The 14,916-nt window shown below is 65.6% G+C and carries 15 protein-coding genes; all 15 read right to left on the bottom strand.

What is annotated here, in order from left to right; all coding sequences use genetic code 11:
- Positions 1–128: 128 nt before the first annotated feature.
- Positions 129–407 carry an HU family DNA-binding protein gene (locus EBN1_RS09970; protein WP_011237830.1) on the bottom strand — a complete coding sequence of 93 codons (279 nt, stop codon included), beginning with the start codon at positions 405–407 and terminating at the stop codon, positions 129–131.
- 137 nt (positions 408–544) lie between these two features.
- On the bottom strand, positions 545–1,642 hold the full coding sequence (locus tag EBN1_RS09965) for an alkene reductase (RefSeq protein ID WP_011237829.1): 1,098 nt from the start codon (positions 1,640–1,642) through the stop codon (positions 545–547).
- A 179-nt stretch (positions 1,643–1,821) separates the two neighbouring features.
- Positions 1,822–2,601 carry an ABC transporter ATP-binding protein gene (locus EBN1_RS09960; RefSeq protein ID WP_011237828.1) on the bottom strand — a complete coding sequence of 260 codons (780 nt, stop codon included), beginning with the start codon at positions 2,599–2,601 and terminating at the stop codon, positions 1,822–1,824.
- Positions 2,598–4,391, bottom strand: coding sequence for a branched-chain amino acid ABC transporter ATP-binding protein/permease (locus EBN1_RS09955; protein WP_083783024.1), 1,794 nt, complete (start codon positions 4,389–4,391; stop codon positions 2,598–2,600). The genes EBN1_RS09960 and EBN1_RS09955 overlap by 4 nt, the downstream gene beginning before the upstream one ends.
- A gap of 5 nt (positions 4,392–4,396) precedes the next feature.
- Positions 4,397–5,434: a branched-chain amino acid ABC transporter permease gene (locus EBN1_RS09950; protein ID WP_011237826.1), complete on the bottom strand. Its 1,038-nt coding sequence runs from the start codon at positions 5,432–5,434 to the stop codon at positions 4,397–4,399.
- 129 nt (positions 5,435–5,563) lie between these two features.
- Positions 5,564–6,712: an ABC transporter substrate-binding protein gene (locus tag EBN1_RS09945; protein WP_011237825.1), complete on the bottom strand. Its 1,149-nt coding sequence runs from the start codon at positions 6,710–6,712 to the stop codon at positions 5,564–5,566.
- Between the two features lie 272 nt (positions 6,713–6,984).
- On the bottom strand, positions 6,985–7,602 hold the full coding sequence (locus EBN1_RS09940; protein WP_011237823.1) for a TetR/AcrR family transcriptional regulator: 618 nt from the start codon (positions 7,600–7,602) through the stop codon (positions 6,985–6,987).
- Between the two features lie 45 nt (positions 7,603–7,647).
- The gene (gene paaE / locus EBN1_RS09935; protein ID WP_011237822.1) at positions 7,648–8,727 is read right to left on the bottom strand and encodes a 1,2-phenylacetyl-CoA epoxidase subunit PaaE; all 1,080 of its coding nucleotides are present in this window, start codon (positions 8,725–8,727) and stop codon (positions 7,648–7,650) included.
- A 30-nt stretch (positions 8,728–8,757) separates the two neighbouring features.
- Positions 8,758–9,246, bottom strand: coding sequence for a 1,2-phenylacetyl-CoA epoxidase subunit PaaD (gene paaD / locus EBN1_RS09930; protein WP_011237821.1), 489 nt, complete (start codon positions 9,244–9,246; stop codon positions 8,758–8,760).
- 17 nt (positions 9,247–9,263) lie between these two features.
- On the bottom strand, positions 9,264–10,031 hold the full coding sequence (paaC, locus tag EBN1_RS09925; RefSeq protein WP_011237820.1) for a 1,2-phenylacetyl-CoA epoxidase subunit PaaC: 768 nt from the start codon (positions 10,029–10,031) through the stop codon (positions 9,264–9,266).
- Positions 10,032–10,044: 13 nt separating this feature from the next.
- Positions 10,045–10,332 carry a 1,2-phenylacetyl-CoA epoxidase subunit PaaB gene (gene paaB, locus EBN1_RS09920; RefSeq protein ID WP_011237819.1) on the bottom strand — a complete coding sequence of 96 codons (288 nt, stop codon included), beginning with the start codon at positions 10,330–10,332 and terminating at the stop codon, positions 10,045–10,047.
- Positions 10,333–10,391: 59 nt separating this feature from the next.
- Positions 10,392–11,396: a 1,2-phenylacetyl-CoA epoxidase subunit PaaA gene (gene paaA / locus EBN1_RS09915; RefSeq protein ID WP_011237818.1), complete on the bottom strand. Its 1,005-nt coding sequence runs from the start codon at positions 11,394–11,396 to the stop codon at positions 10,392–10,394.
- Between the two features lie 81 nt (positions 11,397–11,477).
- On the bottom strand, positions 11,478–12,800 hold the full coding sequence (paaK, locus tag EBN1_RS09910) for a phenylacetate--CoA ligase PaaK (RefSeq protein ID WP_011237817.1): 1,323 nt from the start codon (positions 12,798–12,800) through the stop codon (positions 11,478–11,480).
- A 101-nt stretch (positions 12,801–12,901) separates the two neighbouring features.
- On the bottom strand, positions 12,902–13,366 hold the full coding sequence (gene paaI, locus EBN1_RS09905; RefSeq protein WP_011237816.1) for a hydroxyphenylacetyl-CoA thioesterase PaaI: 465 nt from the start codon (positions 13,364–13,366) through the stop codon (positions 12,902–12,904).
- Positions 13,359–14,888 (bottom strand): 3-hydroxyacyl-CoA dehydrogenase PaaH, encoded by a 1,530-nt coding sequence (gene paaH, locus EBN1_RS09900; protein WP_011237815.1) that lies wholly within the window; start codon positions 14,886–14,888, stop codon positions 13,359–13,361. The genes paaI and paaH overlap by 8 nt, the downstream gene beginning before the upstream one ends.
- Between the last annotated feature and the right edge of the window lie 28 nt (positions 14,889–14,916).

The raw sequence follows: 14,916 nt of genomic DNA, 5'->3' as shown, positions 1-14,916 counted from the left end.
AATACCGACTGCTGCATTGCACAACGACACGAATGGTACCTGATTTTCCCTATTCCGGAAAGAGAAAAACGAAGGACCCGACGCCAGGAGGTGCCGGGTCCTGCTTCCGCATGAAAAAGCCGCGTTTCTTACTTGCTGTTGATTGCGGTCTTCAGCGTGGCGCCGGCGGAGAATTTCGGCACGCGCGACGCGGCGATCTTGATCGAGGCGCCGGTCTGCGGATTCCGCCCGGTGCGCTCGGCGCGCTCGGACACTTCGAAAGAGCCGAAGCCTGTGAAGGCAACTTTTTCGCCGGCAGCCATGCGCTCGACGATGATATCCAGCACGGTCGACAGGGCCCGGTCGGCCTGTGCCCGGGAAACATCCAGACGGTCGGCCAGGGCCTCGACGAATTCACCTTTGTTCATGCTTATCCTCGATTGGTGTGTGTGTGGTACAGAGTTGCAGCTTTACCGCGCGGATTCTAGCACCGTCGCGGTCGCCGGGGATTTGCCCGGAACGTGGATACAACACGAAAAACAGCGATTTCATCGCCATAAAACCGTCATCCACCGAGCGTAGGATAGTCGATATAGCCCCGGTCGCCTCCCTGATAGAAGGTATCTGCATCCCACTCGTTCAGCGGCGCGCCGGCACGGAAGCGTTCGACAAGGTCGGGGTTCGAGATGTACGGGCGCCCGAACGCGACTGCATCGCAGGTTCCGGCAGCGAGCGCAGCTTCGGCACGCGTCTGGTCGAAGCCGCCATTCGTCATGACCGCCATCGTCGCGATGTCGCGGAAATGGCGCGCCACATCGTCGATCGCACCGACTGCGCCGTCGAGCTGGTTCGGCAGATACGGTTCCGTCAGGTGCAGATAGGCCAGCTCATAGGCATTGGTACGGCGCACGACGTGCTCGAACATCGGCAGCGTGTCCTCGTCGACGCGCATGCCATGGAAGCGGTTCATCATCGGATTGAGGCGGAAGCCGATGCGCGACGGCGACCACTCGGCGGCGACCGCATCGAGCACTTCGAAGAAGAAGCGCGCGCGGTTCGCGTGGCTGCCGCCATATTCGTCGTCGCGCCGGTTGGCGAGCGGCGAAAAGAACTGGTGGATCAGATAGCCGTTCGACGAATGGATCTCGACGCCGTCAAAGCCTGCCAGCACCGCGTTGCGGGCGGCCCGGCCGAAGTCGGCGACGATCGCGGCGATCTCGTCGCGGCTCAGCGCGTGCGGCGTGGGGGTCGTCTTCAGCCCCTGCGCCGAGAACATCTTCCATTCGGCATTGACCGCGGACGGCGCGACCGGAAGTTCGCCGTCGTGGAATTCAGTCAGCGACAGGCGACCGCAATGCCACAGCTGGCACACGATGCGCCCGCCTGCGGCATGGACTGCGTCGGTCACGCGCCGCCAGCCGGTGACCTGGGCGTCGGACCAGATGCCGGGCGTATAGGGGTAGCCGCGCCCCTGGGCCGAGACGATCGTCGCCTCCGACACGATCAGGCCGGCGCTCGCGCGTTGTGCGTAATAGCGTGCCGTCGACTCGGTCGGGGCAAATTCCGGATTGTCGGCGCGGCAGCGCGTCAGCGGCGCCATCACGACACGGTTCGGCAATTCCAGTGCGCCGAGGCGAACGGGTTCAAGCAAACGGGAATTCACGGTGCCTCCTGGATCGGAAGTTGAAAATTCGAACGCGGTCATTCTGCCAGCATTCACGGGCGATGGGCCACCGCGCAGGCGCTGCCCCAGGCCCGTTTTCGACTCATGACCAGAAGCATGACTGCCGGGCAACAGGTGCGACGGGCGCCGGGGTCGCGGCGCCGTCGCACCTCCCGCACTCAGGTCGACAGCATTTCCTGATGCTTGCCGCCGAGGCCGAGATAAGCCTCGATGACGCGCGGGTCGTCGGCGAGCTGCCGCGCCGGGCCTTCCATCGCGATCTCGCCAGTCTCGAGCACATAGGCGTAGTCGGCGACCTGCAGCGCGGCGCGCGCGTTCTGCTCGACGAGCAGGATCGACACCCCGCGCCGGCGCAGCTCGCTGATGATGCGGAAGATCTCGCGCACGATCAGCGGCGCGAGGCCCAGGCTCGGTTCGTCGAGCATCAGCAGCTTCGGCTTGGCCATCAGCGCGCGGCCGACCGCGAGCATCTGGCGCTCGCCGCCGGACAGCGTGCCGGCGAGCTGGCTGCGCCGCTCCCGCAGGCGCGGGAACAGCTGGTAGACCTCTTCCATCGTCTGCGCGTGGTCGCGGTGGCCTGCACGATGACGCTGGAACGCGCCGAGGACGAGGTTGTCCTCGACAGTCATCTCGCCGAACAGCTCGCGCTTTTCCGGCACCAGGTTCATGCCGCGTGCAACCATGCGCTCGACGACCGGCACGCCTTCGATCGTGCCGTCGAAGTCGACTTTGCCGCGCGACTCCAGCAATCCCATGATCGCCGACAGCATCGTCGTCTTGCCCGCGCCGTTGGGGCCGATGACGGTGACGATCTGGCCTTCGCCGACCTTGATATTGGCATTCGACAGCGCTTCGACCTTGCCGTACGACACGGTGAGGTCGCGCACTTCCAGCACGGTTTTCAGGGTCAGGTTGCTGCCGTGGACGTTCGCGTTCATTCGACGCCTCCGAGATAGGCTTCGAGCACCGCCGGATTGCGCTGCACGTCTTCCGGCAGGCCTTCGGCGATTTTCTGGCCGAATTCCATGACGACGACGCGATCGACGAGGCCCATTACGAAGTCCATGTCGTGTTCGACAAGCAGGATGCCGATCCCTTCCCCGCGCAGCTTCTTCAGCAATTCAGCCAGCGCCTGCTTTTCCTTGAAGCGCAGGCCCGCGGCCGGCTCGTCGAGCAGCAGCAGACAGGGGTCGGCAGCGAGCGCGCGGGCGATCTCGAGGATGCGCTGCTGGCCGAGCGCGAGGCTGCCGGCCGCATCGAACATATGCTCGGCGAGGCCGACCCGCTCGATCTGGCGCGCGGCTTCGTTCAGCAGCCGCGCTTCCTCGTTGCGGTCGAGCCGCCACGCCGACGACAGCACACCTTTGTCGCCACGCAGGTGGGCGCCGATCGCGACGTTCTCCAGCACCGTCATCGTCGGCAGCAGCTTCACGTGCTGGAACGTGCGGCTCATGCCCATGCGCGCGATCTCGCGCGAGTCGCGCCCGGCCACCGCGCGGCCGAGGAACAGCACTTCGCCCGAAGTCGGCGTATCGACGCCCGAGATCTGGTTGAACATCGTGCTCTTGCCCGCACCGTTCGGACCGATCAGCGCGAGGATCTCGCCGGCACGCACCGACAGGCTCATGTTGTTGTTGGCGACCAGGCCGCCGAAGCGGCGCGTGACCTCCTTGGCCTCGAGGATCACTTCGCCCTTGGCCGGCAGCGGTTTCCTCGGCAGCGCCTCGGCGGCGGCGTCCAGTTCGCGGCGCGTCGCGCGCACCGGCACGAGCCGTGCGAGCAGCGGCCACAGGCCGTCACGCGCACGCTGCAGCACGATGACCATCATCAGGCCGAAGAAGATCACCTCGAAGTTGCCGCTCTGGCCGAAGATTCTCGGCAGCACGTCCTGCAGCCACTGCTTGGCGATCGTGATCACGCCGGCGCCGACGAGCGCGCCCCACACCTGTCCCGCGCCCCCGACGACCGCCATGAACAGGTACTCGATGCCGATGTGCAGGCCGAACGGCGTCGGGTTCACGAAGCGCTGCAGGTGGGCGTACAGCCAGCCGGACGCACAGGCGTGCAGCGCGGCGATGACGAAGATGATCATCCGCGAGCGCGCGGTATTCACGCCCATCGCCTCAGCCATCACCATGCCGCCCTTGAGCGCCCGGATCGCCCGCCCTTCACGCGAATCGAGAAGGTTCTGGGTCGTGAACACCGCCGACAGCAGGAACAGCCAGATCAGGTAGAACAGCTCTTCGCCGCGGTCGAGTTCGAAGCCGAACACCGTGATCGGCGGCACGCCGGTAAGCCCCGTGTGGCCGCCGAGCGTGTCGAGCGTGCCGAACAGGAAATACAGGCTGATGCCCCAGGCGATCGTCCCGAGCGGCAGGTAGTGCCCGGACAGCCTGAGCGTCAGCGAGCCCAGCACCAGCGCGACGACCGCGGTGAAGACCAGGCCGACGACGAGCGCGAGCCACGGCGACCCGCCTGCCCACGCGAGCCAGCCCGGCAGTTCGGTCGCCGTCGTGAGCACTGCGGTGGTGTAGGCGCCGAGGCCGACGAAAGCCGCCTGGCCGAAGCTCGTCAAGCCGCCGACGCCGGTCAGGAGCACGAGCCCGAGCGCGACGAGCGCATACAGGCCGATGTAGTTCAGGAGCGTGACGTAGAACGGAGACAGCACCAGCGGAGCCACCGCGAGCACTGCGAGAAAGACGCCGAGAATCAGGCGCGGAGAGAACATCGGTTTCATTCCTCCTCCTCCACGTGGCGGCCTCTGAGCGAACGCCACAACAGAACCGGGATGATCAACGTGAACACGATCACTTCCTTGTGTGCACTTGCCCAGAACGAGCTGAACGCTTCGAGCAGGCCGACCAGCAATGCGCCAGCGGCGGCAACCGGATAACTCCCGAGCCCGCCGACGATCGCGGCGACGAAGCCTTTCAGGCCGATCAGGAAGCCGGTGTCGTAATAGATCGTTGTGATCGGCGCGATCAGCACGCCCGACAGCGCCCCGATCAGCGCGGCGAGGAAGAACGTGAGGCGCCCCGCGAGCGCCGGCGAAATGCCCATCAGCCGCGCGCCGACCCGGTTGATCGCGGTCGCCCGCAATGCCTTGCCGTAGAGCGTCCGCTCGAAGAACTGGTAGAGCGCGACGATCAGCACGAGCGACGAGAGCACGACCCAGAGCGTCTGGCCGGAAACCATGATCGGACCCATTTCGAAGCGCGCATCGGAGAACGGCGGGGTGCGCGAGCCTTCGGCGCCGAAGAACAGGAGCCCCAGGCCAACCATCGCGACATGCACCGCGACCGACACGATCAGCAGGATCAGCACCGGCGCGGCCGCGATCGGCTGGTAGATGAGCCGGTACATCAGCGGCCCCATCGGCACGACGACGGCGAGCGCGAACAGTATCTGCGCCACCATCGGGAAGTCCTTGACGGGCAGCGTGTACAGCAGCGCGACGAGGGCCAGCGGATAAGCGACATACCAGCCTACGAGCCGCACGATCCGCCCGGGCTGACCGGCGCGCAGCGCGAGCCGCACGTCGAGCGCCGCCGCGAGCAACCCGGCGCCGAGCAGCAGCCATACCGTCGCGGGAATCGCGCCGGCCTGGATCATGACCAGCGTGAGCGCGCCATACGACACGAACTCACCCTGTGGAATGAAAATCACCCGAGTAACTGCAAACACCAACACGAGCGCGAGCGCGAGCAGCGCATAGATCGCCCCGTTGGTGATGCCGTCCTGCCCGAGCAGCAGAGCTATCTGGAAATCCATGGACAAACCTCGTTACCGGACCAGAACCTGCCAAGGCGGGACCCGGTCTGTCTCCGATGCATCGAAAGCGGGTTCGGCGGCGCCCGACGACGCCGCCGAACCGGTCTCTTTCAGCGTGTTTCGGACCGATTACTGAATGAGCTTCCAGGCGCCGTTCTGGATCTGCACCATCACGCGCGAACGCTGGTCCAGACCGAGGTGGTCGGTCGGGCTCATCGTGAAGATGCCGTGTGCAGCGGGCACTTCCTTCAGGTTCTCGAGTGCGTCACGCAGCGCGGTGCGGAACTCCTTGGTGCCCGGCTTCGCCTTCTTCAGCGCTTCCGGCACCGCCGCGGCAAGCAGCACGCCCGTATCCCAGGCGTGCGCACCGAACGTCGACACGCTGCCCTTGCCGTATGCCGCCTCGTATTTCGTGATGTACTCGGTCGCGCTCTTCTTCACCGGGTTGCTGTCGGCGAGCTGGCTCGCGACGAGCACCGGGCCGGCCGGCAGGAAGGTGCCTTCGCAATCCTTGCCACAGACGCGCAGGAAGTCGTTGTTCGCGACGCCGTGGGTCTGGTAGATCTTGCCGGTGTAGCCGCGCTCCTTCAGCGCCTTCTGCGGCAACGCGGCCGGCGTGCCCGAACCGGCGATCAGGATCGCGTCGGGGCGCGCCGACATCAGCTTCAGCACCTGGCCGGTCACCGAGGTGTCATTGCGGTTGAAGCGCTCGTTGGCGACCATCTTGAGCTTGCGGGCATCCGCGACGCTCGAGAACTGCTCGTACCAGCCTTCGCCGTAGGCGTCGGCAAAGCCGATGAAAGCGACCGTCTTCACGCCGCTGTTCGTCATGTGCTCGACGATCGCGGTCGACATCTGTGCGTCGTTCTGCGGCGTCTTGAACACCCAGCGCTTCTTGTCATCGACCGGTTCGACGATCCGTGCCGAAGCGGCCATCGAGATCATCGGGGTGCCGGTTTCGGCGACGACGTCGATCATCGCCAGCGAGTTCGGCGAGACCGTCGAGCCGAGCACGACATCGACCTTGTCTTCGGAGATCAGCTTGCGCGTGTTCTTCACCGCAGCGGTGGTGTCCGAAGCGTCGTCGAGCACGATGTAATTGACTTTCTCGCCGCCGATCGTCGTCGGCATCAGCGCGATGGTGTTCTTTTCCGGGATGCCGAGCGAGGCAGCCGGACCGGTGGCAGAAACGGTAACGCCGACATTGATGTCGGCGTGAGCGGCACCTGCCGCGAAAGCCATGCCGAGAACCGCGATTACTGAAGTGCGTAGCTTCATGTGTGTCTCCTCCTCTTCGGTTTATAAGCGGCCGACCCCGGACTGGGTTCCGGCCACGTGCAACACTTTTTGTTGCTCAGGCTGATTATTGTGTATCAAATCGCTGGTCGACGAGCAAAAATTCCTCATCTTGGCCGAATTGATGCAGCGCTCGCCGGCTCGCCGGGGAAATCGCCGCTGCACATCGTACATGCACCTCGGGCTGCGCAGCTCCCCGATGGCGCGGGACGCAGCCCGCAAGGCGGCAGCAGCGGGCCCGCGAGGATCGCCGCTCATGCCGTGACCCTGCCGCTCTGTTCGACGAAGCCTTTGACGCCGTTGAGGAAAATCCCGGTCACGACCGGAGCCATGTCGCGGAACGTGAGCCGCCCGTCGGTCCGCATCCAGGTGAAAGTCCAGTTGATCATGCCGAACAGGATCATCGCGACCGGGCGTTCGAGCTTGCGCCCCTTCAGGCCCGGCTCGATCCGCACGATCGCGTCGGCGAACGCCGAAACCACCCTGCGCTGCTTCGCGGCGATCTTCGCCGCCTGCTCCTGCTGCAGGAATTTCACGTCCTGGACGATCACGATGTGCTGGTCGTGCGCGTGCTCGTATTCCTCCATGAAGCGTGTGACGAGCTCGGAGAGATGTGCGTCGTCGTCGAGGCCGCGTGCGACGACGCCGTCGATGATCGCCAGCAGGCGGTCGATGTAGCTGTCCGCGATGTCGAAGAGGATGTGTTCCTTGTCGCGGTAGTAGTGGTACAGCAGCGGCTTCGACACGCCACAGGCTTCCGCGAGCGCCGACATCGACGCGTTGTGGAAGCCTTTCTGCGCGAACAGCGCAGCCGCCGCGTCGAGGATCGCCGCGCGCTGCAGTTCGAATGTGGGTGCCTTGCCGCGAGCCATGCGCTGTTTTTCCGTTTCGTCCGTTTGCGGGTCGCCGGCGGGCGCTCAGCGCTCGTCGAACGTGATCACGACCCGCTCGGTCAGCGGATGCGCCTGGCAGGTGAGGATGTAGCCGGCATCGATGTCGGGCTGCTCGAGAGTGAAGTTCTTGTCCATGCGCACTTTGCCTTCGATGACTTTCGCCCGGCAGGTGCAGCACACGCCGCCCTTGCACGAATACGGCAGATCCATGCCGGCGGCGAGCGCGACGTCGAGAATCGACGTATCCTCGGCGCGGAACTCCATCTCGCGCCTGAGACCGTCGGCGATCACGGTGACTTTCGCCTGCGCCGCGTCGCCCGGCTCGACATGATGTTCGGGCGCGGAAGCCGGCACGCCGAAACGCTCGAGATGGATGTGCTCGTGCGCGACACCGCCCTTGTGCAGCGCCGCCTCGACTTCGTCGATCATGCCGCCGGGGCCGCAGATGAACGCTTCGTCGATGGTATCGACCGGGATCAGCGTGTCGAGGAACGCGGCGACGCGCGCGGCATCGAGCCGGCCGTTGAACAGCGGCACTTCCTGCTCCTCGCGCGAGAACAGGTTGTACAGCGTGAAGCGCGACAGATAGCGGTTCTTCAAGTCCTCGAGCGCCTCGGCGAACATCACGCTGCCCTGGCGGCGGTTGCCATACACCAGCGTGAAGCGGCTTTTCGGCTCGGCGCGCAGCGTCGTCTTGATCAGCGACAGGATCGGCGTGATGCCGCTGCCCGCCGCGAACGCAACGTAGTGCTTCGCGTGCACCGGGTCGAGCGGCGTGTGGAAGCGGCCTTCGGGCGTCATCACGTCGAGCACGTCGCCGACCTTGATGCCGTTGTCGTTGACCCAGGTCGAGAATGCGCCGCCGGCGATCTTCTTGATCGCGACGCGCAATTCTTCGTCATCGACACCGGCGCAGATGGAATACGAGCGGCGCATCTCCTCGTCGCCGACCCGCACCTTCAGGTTCAGGTGCTGGCCCTGCACGAAGCGGTAGTCGTCGGCGAGCTCGGCCGGCACCTCGAAACACAGGCTTACCGATTCGGGCGTCTCGCGCCGCACTTCGGTGACTTTCAGGGGATGGAATTTCGGCGTTCTGGGGGTCATCAGGGGTCTCCGTGGCCGCTCTCGGGCGACTTAGATCGGTTTGAAATATTCGAACGGTTCGAGGCACGAGCGGCAGCGGTACAGTGCCTTGCATGCAGTCGAGCCGAATTCGGACAGGCGCACCGAATCGGTCGAGCCGCAGCGCGGACACGCGAGCTTCTTCGGCACGAAGCGGATCGGCTGCGGACCGACCGGCGCGTCACCGCCGGGCGGGGCGATGCCGTAGACGCGCAGTTTTTCCTTTGCCGGCTCGGTGATCCAGTCGGTTGTCCAGGCCGGGGCGAGACGCGTCTCGACCGTCACGTCGCCGCCGCCGGCAGCGACCAGCGCATCGCGGATGCTCTGCGCGATGACTTCGGTCGCCGGGCAACCGGAGTAGGTCGGCGTGACGACGACGTGCAGGCCGGCGGCGGTCGCGACGACTTCGCGCACGATGCCCAGCTCGGTCACCGAGATCACCGGGATCTCGGGGTCCGGCACGGCCTCGAGCACCTGCCAGGCGCGGGCTTCGGTCAACATGGCGGCCGTCGCCCCGCTCACCACTGCGCGCCGGGGTAGGTGCGCTGCATGATCTGCATCTCGGCGAGCAGATGGCCCATGTGCTCGCTGTGGCGACCGAACTTGCCGTACGAACGGAACGGCGTGCGTGCCGGCACCGTCAGCGTCGCCTCGGCCAGCACCGGCATGGCGAGCGCTTCCCAGGCCGTTTCCAGTTCGCTCCACGCCGGGCCGACGCCGGCCGCCGCGACCGTGTCGTCGACCGGTGTCGCGACGAAGAACTCGGCCGTGTAGGGCCACAGGTAGTCGAGCGCGCCTTGCGCCCGCGCGTACGATTCGGCCGTGCCGTCGCCGAGGCGGATCACCCAGTCGCCGGCGTGCTGCGCGTGGTAGCGCGCTTCCTTGATGCTTTTCGCGGCGATCGCGGCCAGTTCGGCATCGCTCGACGTCATCAGGCGTTCCCACAGCAGCTTCTGGAAGCTGCTGTAGAGGAAGTTGCGCACCATCGTGCGCGCGAAGTCCTGGTTCGGCAGCTCGCACAGCGTCAGGTTGCGGTAGTTCGGCTCGGTGCGCAGGAACGCGAGCTGGTCCTCGTCGCGACCGCGGCCTTCGAGCCGACCGGCGTGCGTGAGCAGCATGCGCGCCTGGCCAATCAGGTCGAGCGACATGTTCGCGAGCGCCATGTCCTCTTCGAGCACCGGCGCGTGGCCGCACCACTCGGACAGGCGCTGGCCAAGAATCAGCGCGTTGTCGCCGAGGCGCAGCACGTATTCGATATGTTCGGGGCTTGTCATCTGTTGGGTCATCGTCATCGCCCTCTTACATGTGGTTCACTTCGTCCGGCAGCTGGTAGAACGTCGGGTGCCGGTAGATCTTGTCTTCGGCCGGATCGAACAGCTCCGGCTTCGCGTCAGGGTCGGAAGCGACGATGTGGTCGGCCTGCACGACCCACAGGCTCACGCCTTCCTGGCGGCGGGTGTAGACGTCGCGCGCGACCTGCAGCGCAAGCTTCGCGTCCGGCGCATGCACGCTGCCGCAGTGTTTGTGGTCGAGTCCGTTACGGCTGCGGACGAAAACTTCCCACAGCGGCCATTCCTTGCGTTCCATGTCCATCTCCTCTGTTGAGAGCGGCTCAGCCCGCCCTTCGGTCGGTTTGTTATCGGGATTCAGGCGGCACGGCTGTCGCGGGCGTCGTGCTTGCGCGCATATTCGAGCGCCGCTTCGCGCACCCAGGCACCGTCGTCCCAAGCCTTGACGCGCGCCGCGAGCCGGTCGACGTTGCCCTGGCCGTGGCCGTTCACAACATTCCAGAACTCGTCCCAGTCGATCACGCCGAAGTCGTAATGGCCGCGCGCCTCGTTCCATTTCAGTTCGGGGTCCGGCATCGTCACGCCCAGCACCTTGGCCTGCTCGACCGTCGCGTCGACGAACTTCTGCCGCAGGTCGTCGTTCGAGATGCGCTTGATGCCCCAGCGCGAGCTTTGCGCGGAGTGCGTCGAATCCTTGTCGTGCGGACCGAACATCATGATCGACGGCCACCACCAGCGATTGACCGCGTCCTGCACCATGTCGCGCTGCTCCTGGGTGCCTTTCATCATCGTCAGCAGCAGGTCGTAGCCCTGGCGCTGGTGGAAGGATTCCTCCTTGCAAATGCGCACCATCGCGCGGGCATACGGGCCGTAGCTGCACTTGCACAGCGGGATCTGGTTCATGATCGCCGCGCCGTCGACGAGCCAGCCGACGACGCCGATGTCCGCCCAGGTCAGCGTCGGGTAATTGAAGATCGAGCTGTATTTCGCCTTGCCCGAGTGCAGCGCGTCGAGCAGCTCGTCGCGCGACACGCCGAGCGTCTCGGCCGCGGCGTACAGATACAGTCCGTGGCCGCCTTCGTCCTGCACTTTCGCGAGCAGGATCGCCTTCCTCTTCAACGTCGGCGCGCGCGTGATCCAGTTGCCTTCGGGCAGCATGCCGACGATCTCGGAATGCGCGTGCTGGCTGATCTGCCGTACCAACGTCTTGCGATAGGACTCGGGCATCCAGTCCTTCGCTTCGATGTAGCCGCCGGCGTCGATCTTCGCGTCGAACTCGGCCTGATAGGCGGGGTTCTCGATCGTCCGCGGGCCTTTCGCTTCGGTGTTCTGCTGGGGAATATCCAGAGCTTGTGTGTACATCGAATGTGCTCCTTCTTCATGTCCGGCCACGCAGGATCGCGCTGCCGGAAAATTCGGGTTCTCTGACGGGGGCTGTTGCGCTCATTCCTTCGGCCGGCGGTCGACGACGCGCCTGGCTTTGCCGACCGTCACGCGCTCGATCGAGAACGGCTCGCCGACGATGACTTTCGCTGAGACGCCGATGAAAGTCTTGATGCGATGCGCGAGCTCCTCGCCGACTGCCGACTTCTGCTGGGGATGCCGGCCGACGACCGCTTCCGGGTCCAGCTCGACCTTCACCGTCAGCGTGTCCATGTGGCCTTTCTTGTCGACTTCCAGCAGGTATTGCGCGGCGAGCTGGGGCATGTGGCAGATCAGCTCCTCGATCTGCGTCGGAAAAAGGTTAACGCCACGGATGATCAGCATGTCGTCCGAACGACCGGTGATCTTCGCCATGCGCCGCATGCTGCGCGAAGTCGGCGGCAACAGCCGCGTCAGGTCGCGCGTGCGGTAGCGGATCACCGGCATCGCTTCCTTGGTCAGCGTCGTGAACACGAGCTCGCCTTCCTCGCCGTCCGGCAGCACTTCGCCGGTCTGCGGGTCGATGATCTCGGGGTAGAAATGGTCTTCCCACACCACCGGACCGTCCTTGCTCTCGACGCATTCGCTCGCGACGCCCGGCCCCATCACTTCGGACAGGCCGTAGATGTCGACCGCGTCCAGCCCCGAGCGCACCTCCATCGCCTCGCGCATCCCCTGCGTCCAGGGCTCGGCGCCGAAAATGCCGATTTTCAGCGAAGTCGACTTCGGGTCGATGCCCATGTGCTCCATCTCGTCGAGGATCGTCAGCATGTAGGACGGCGTCACCATGATGATGTCGGGCTTGAAATCCTGGATCACCTGGATCTGCTTCTCGGTCTGGCCGCCGGACATCGGCACCACCACGCAACCGAGCCGCTCGGCGCCGTAATGCGCCCCGAGACCGCCGGTGAAGAGGCCGTAGCCGTAGGACACATGCACCATGTCACCGGCCCGCCCGCCGGCGGCGCGGATCGAGCGCGCGACGACACCAGCCCAGGTGTCGATATCCTTCAGCGTGTAGCCGACGACGGTCGGCTTGCCGGTCGTGCCCGACGACGCATGGACCCGGGCGAGCTTGCCGCGCGGCACCGCGAACATCCCGAAAGGGTAGTTGTCGCGCAGGTCGGCTTTCGCGGTGAACGGAAACCGGGCGAGGTCCTCGAGCGTTTTCAGGTCGTCGGGATGGACGCCTTTCGCCTCGAAGCTCTTGCGGTAATGCGGCACGTTTTCATACGCGTGGCGCACGCTCCATTTCAGTCGCTCGAGCTGCAACGCGCGCAGTTCGTCCCGGCTGGCGGTCTCGATCGGCTCCAGATCACCGGGCGACGGCGTCTTCACTGACATGGTTCTCTCCTCCAAAGGTTTTCGGCTGCGTGGGTTTCATGATGAAGCGCGATTGTGGCCACCACCGGACCTCGCGTGCCCCGATCCACGTCAAAGGTTGATCACAAATCCACGATCGCCCGGCCTTTCAAACGATACGACTTGCCGCGCATCATCGCCAGCAGCTCGCCTTTCTGGTTGACGACGCTGATGTCATAGACCCCGGTGCGACCGGCGACGAAAAGCTCTTTCGCTTCCGCAATGAGCACGTCGCCCGGGCGGCCCGGCGCCATGAAGTCGAGGCTGATGCCGGACGCGACGGTCATTTCGTTGTAGCTGTTGCACGAATACGCGAACGCCGAATCGGCGAGCAGCGTGATGAAGCCGCCGTGGCAGATGCCGAAGCCGTTCAGCATGTCCTTGCGCACCGTCATCGTCATCTTCGCGTAGCCGGGCCCGATCGCTTCGACGCCGATGCCGAAGCCCTTCAGCGTCGGGTCCATCTCCGACATGCCGTCGCGCACCCGTTCGGCCAGCGCCTGCGGCTCGAGTCCGTTGGTGAGATCCCTGAATCCCGCCTCAGTCATGCACCAGCTCTCCCTTGAAGGCTTTGCGTTGCAGGAACGGCGACACGCGATAGCGTTCTTCGCCGTAATGCGCTGCAAGGTTCGAGATCACTTCGGCGATGAACGCCGCGCCGAGCTGGTCGGCCCACGCGAGCGGCCCGCCTTTCGGGTAGTTCGTGCCGTGACACATCGCGGTGTCGACATCGGTGGCGCTGGCGACGCCGTACAGCACCGCGTCGGCAGCTTCGTTCGCGAGCATCGCGACGACGCGCAGCGACAGCAGGCCGGCCACGTCGTCGATGACGCTCACATTGACGCCGGCTTTCTGCAGCGTGCCGATGACCGCGCGGAATGCGCCGAGCCCGCACTGGTCGGCGCGCGCGACGGTGATGCGCCCGGTCGCGGCAAAGTCGAGGCACAGGTCGAGCAGCACCAGGTTCGGGCACTCCTCCTCGACCGCACGGCGAGTCGCAGTGCGTCCGTCGGACAGCGCAACGCACGCCGCGCCGATCTTCATCCAGCCGCGTCCGCCCTTGCCCGCTTCGCGCCGCACTTCGACGCCGCCCGCTTCGAGCCGCGCGATCAGCGGGGCCGCGGCGCCGATGTCGCCGACAACGGCGATCTTCGCCTCGGCGTTGCGCACCGGTTCGCTGCGCGCGGGCGGCTTGACCGCGCCTTCGGCATAGTCGTAGAAGCCGTGCCCGCTCTTGCGCCCGAGTCGGCCGGCAAAGACGAGTTCCTGCTGGATCAGGCTCGGGGCGAAGCGGCGATCGTTGAAATATGCCTCGAACACCGAGCGGGTGACGGCGAAGTTCACGTCGTGCCCGATCAGGTCCATCAGTTCGAACGGCCCCATCGCGAAACCGCAGCCTTCGCGCAGGATCGCGTCGAGCGTCTGCGGCTCGGCAGCTTTCTCGGCGAGCACGCGCAGCGCTTCAGCGTAGTACGGCCGCGCAACGCGGTTGACGATGAAGCCCGGCGTCGATTTCGCATGCACCGGAATCTTGCCCCACGCCCGCGCCGTCGCGTGCAGCGTGTCGGCGATCGCGCGCTCCGTCGCAAGGCCAGAGACGATTTCGACGAGCGCCATGCGGGGCGCCGGGTTGAAGAAATGCAGCCCGGCAAAGCGCCCCGGGCGCGTGAGTCCGGCGGCCATCGCGGTGATCGACAGCGACGACGTGTTGCTCGCGAGGATCGCGTCTTCGCCGAGCAGCGCTTCGAGGTCCCTGAACAACGCCTGCTTGACGTCGAGGTTCTCGACGATCGCCTCGATCGCGAGCCCGGCGTCGCGCGCTTCGTCAAGCGCGGCGACCGGCAGCACGCGCGCGAGGATTGCCTGTGCCTCGGCTTCGGGCAGCCGCCCCTTGGCGACGAGGTAGCGCAGGTCCTTGTCGATGCCCGCGCACCCCGACTGAACCGCCTCGGGGCGGCCGTCGTACAGATACACGGTGTGGCCGGCGCGTGCGGCGACGTGGGCGATGCCGCTGCCCATCGCGCCAGCGCCGATCACGAGCACTTTCACGTTCTTGTTCAGCGCCTTCATTTGACGTCCTTTGCGGCGAATGACGAGA

The sequence above is a fragment of the Aromatoleum aromaticum EbN1 genome (genome assembly GCF_000025965.1).
Taxonomy (GTDB): Bacteria; Pseudomonadota; Gammaproteobacteria; order Burkholderiales; family Rhodocyclaceae; genus Aromatoleum; species Aromatoleum aromaticum.
Note: the sequence above shows the minus strand (reverse complement) of the source record. Positions and strands in the feature narration are given on the sequence as shown.

Coding starts and splice junctions, on each gene's coding strand:
- EBN1_RS09970 (WP_011237830.1), bottom strand. CDS start 407: ATGAACAAAGGTGAATTCGTCGAGGCCCTGGCCGACCGTCTGGATGTT.
- EBN1_RS09960 (WP_011237828.1), bottom strand. CDS start 2,601: ATGAACGCGAACGTCCACGGCAGCAACCTGACCCTGAAAACCGTGCTG.
- EBN1_RS09955 (WP_083783024.1), bottom strand. CDS start 4,391: ATGTTCTCTCCGCGCCTGATTCTCGGCGTCTTTCTCGCAGTGCTCGCG.
- EBN1_RS09950 (WP_011237826.1), bottom strand. CDS start 5,434: ATGGATTTCCAGATAGCTCTGCTGCTCGGGCAGGACGGCATCACCAAC.
- EBN1_RS09945 (WP_011237825.1), bottom strand. CDS start 6,712: ATGAAGCTACGCACTTCAGTAATCGCGGTTCTCGGCATGGCTTTCGCG.
- EBN1_RS09940 (WP_011237823.1), bottom strand. CDS start 7,602: ATGGCTCGCGGCAAGGCACCCACATTCGAACTGCAGCGCGCGGCGATC.
- paaE (WP_011237822.1), bottom strand. CDS start 8,727: ATGACCCCCAGAACGCCGAAATTCCATCCCCTGAAAGTCACCGAAGTG.
- paaD (WP_011237821.1), bottom strand. CDS start 9,246: ATGTTGACCGAAGCCCGCGCCTGGCAGGTGCTCGAGGCCGTGCCGGAC.
- paaC (WP_011237820.1), bottom strand. CDS start 10,031: ATGACCCAACAGATGACAAGCCCCGAACATATCGAATACGTGCTGCGC.
- paaB (WP_011237819.1), bottom strand. CDS start 10,332: ATGGAACGCAAGGAATGGCCGCTGTGGGAAGTTTTCGTCCGCAGCCGT.
- paaA (WP_011237818.1), bottom strand. CDS start 11,396: ATGTACACACAAGCTCTGGATATTCCCCAGCAGAACACCGAAGCGAAA.
- paaK (WP_011237817.1), bottom strand. CDS start 12,800: ATGTCAGTGAAGACGCCGTCGCCCGGTGATCTGGAGCCGATCGAGACC.
- paaI (WP_011237816.1), bottom strand. CDS start 13,366: ATGACTGAGGCGGGATTCAGGGATCTCACCAACGGACTCGAGCCGCAG.
- paaH (WP_011237815.1), bottom strand. CDS start 14,888: ATGAAGGCGCTGAACAAGAACGTGAAAGTGCTCGTGATCGGCGCTGGC.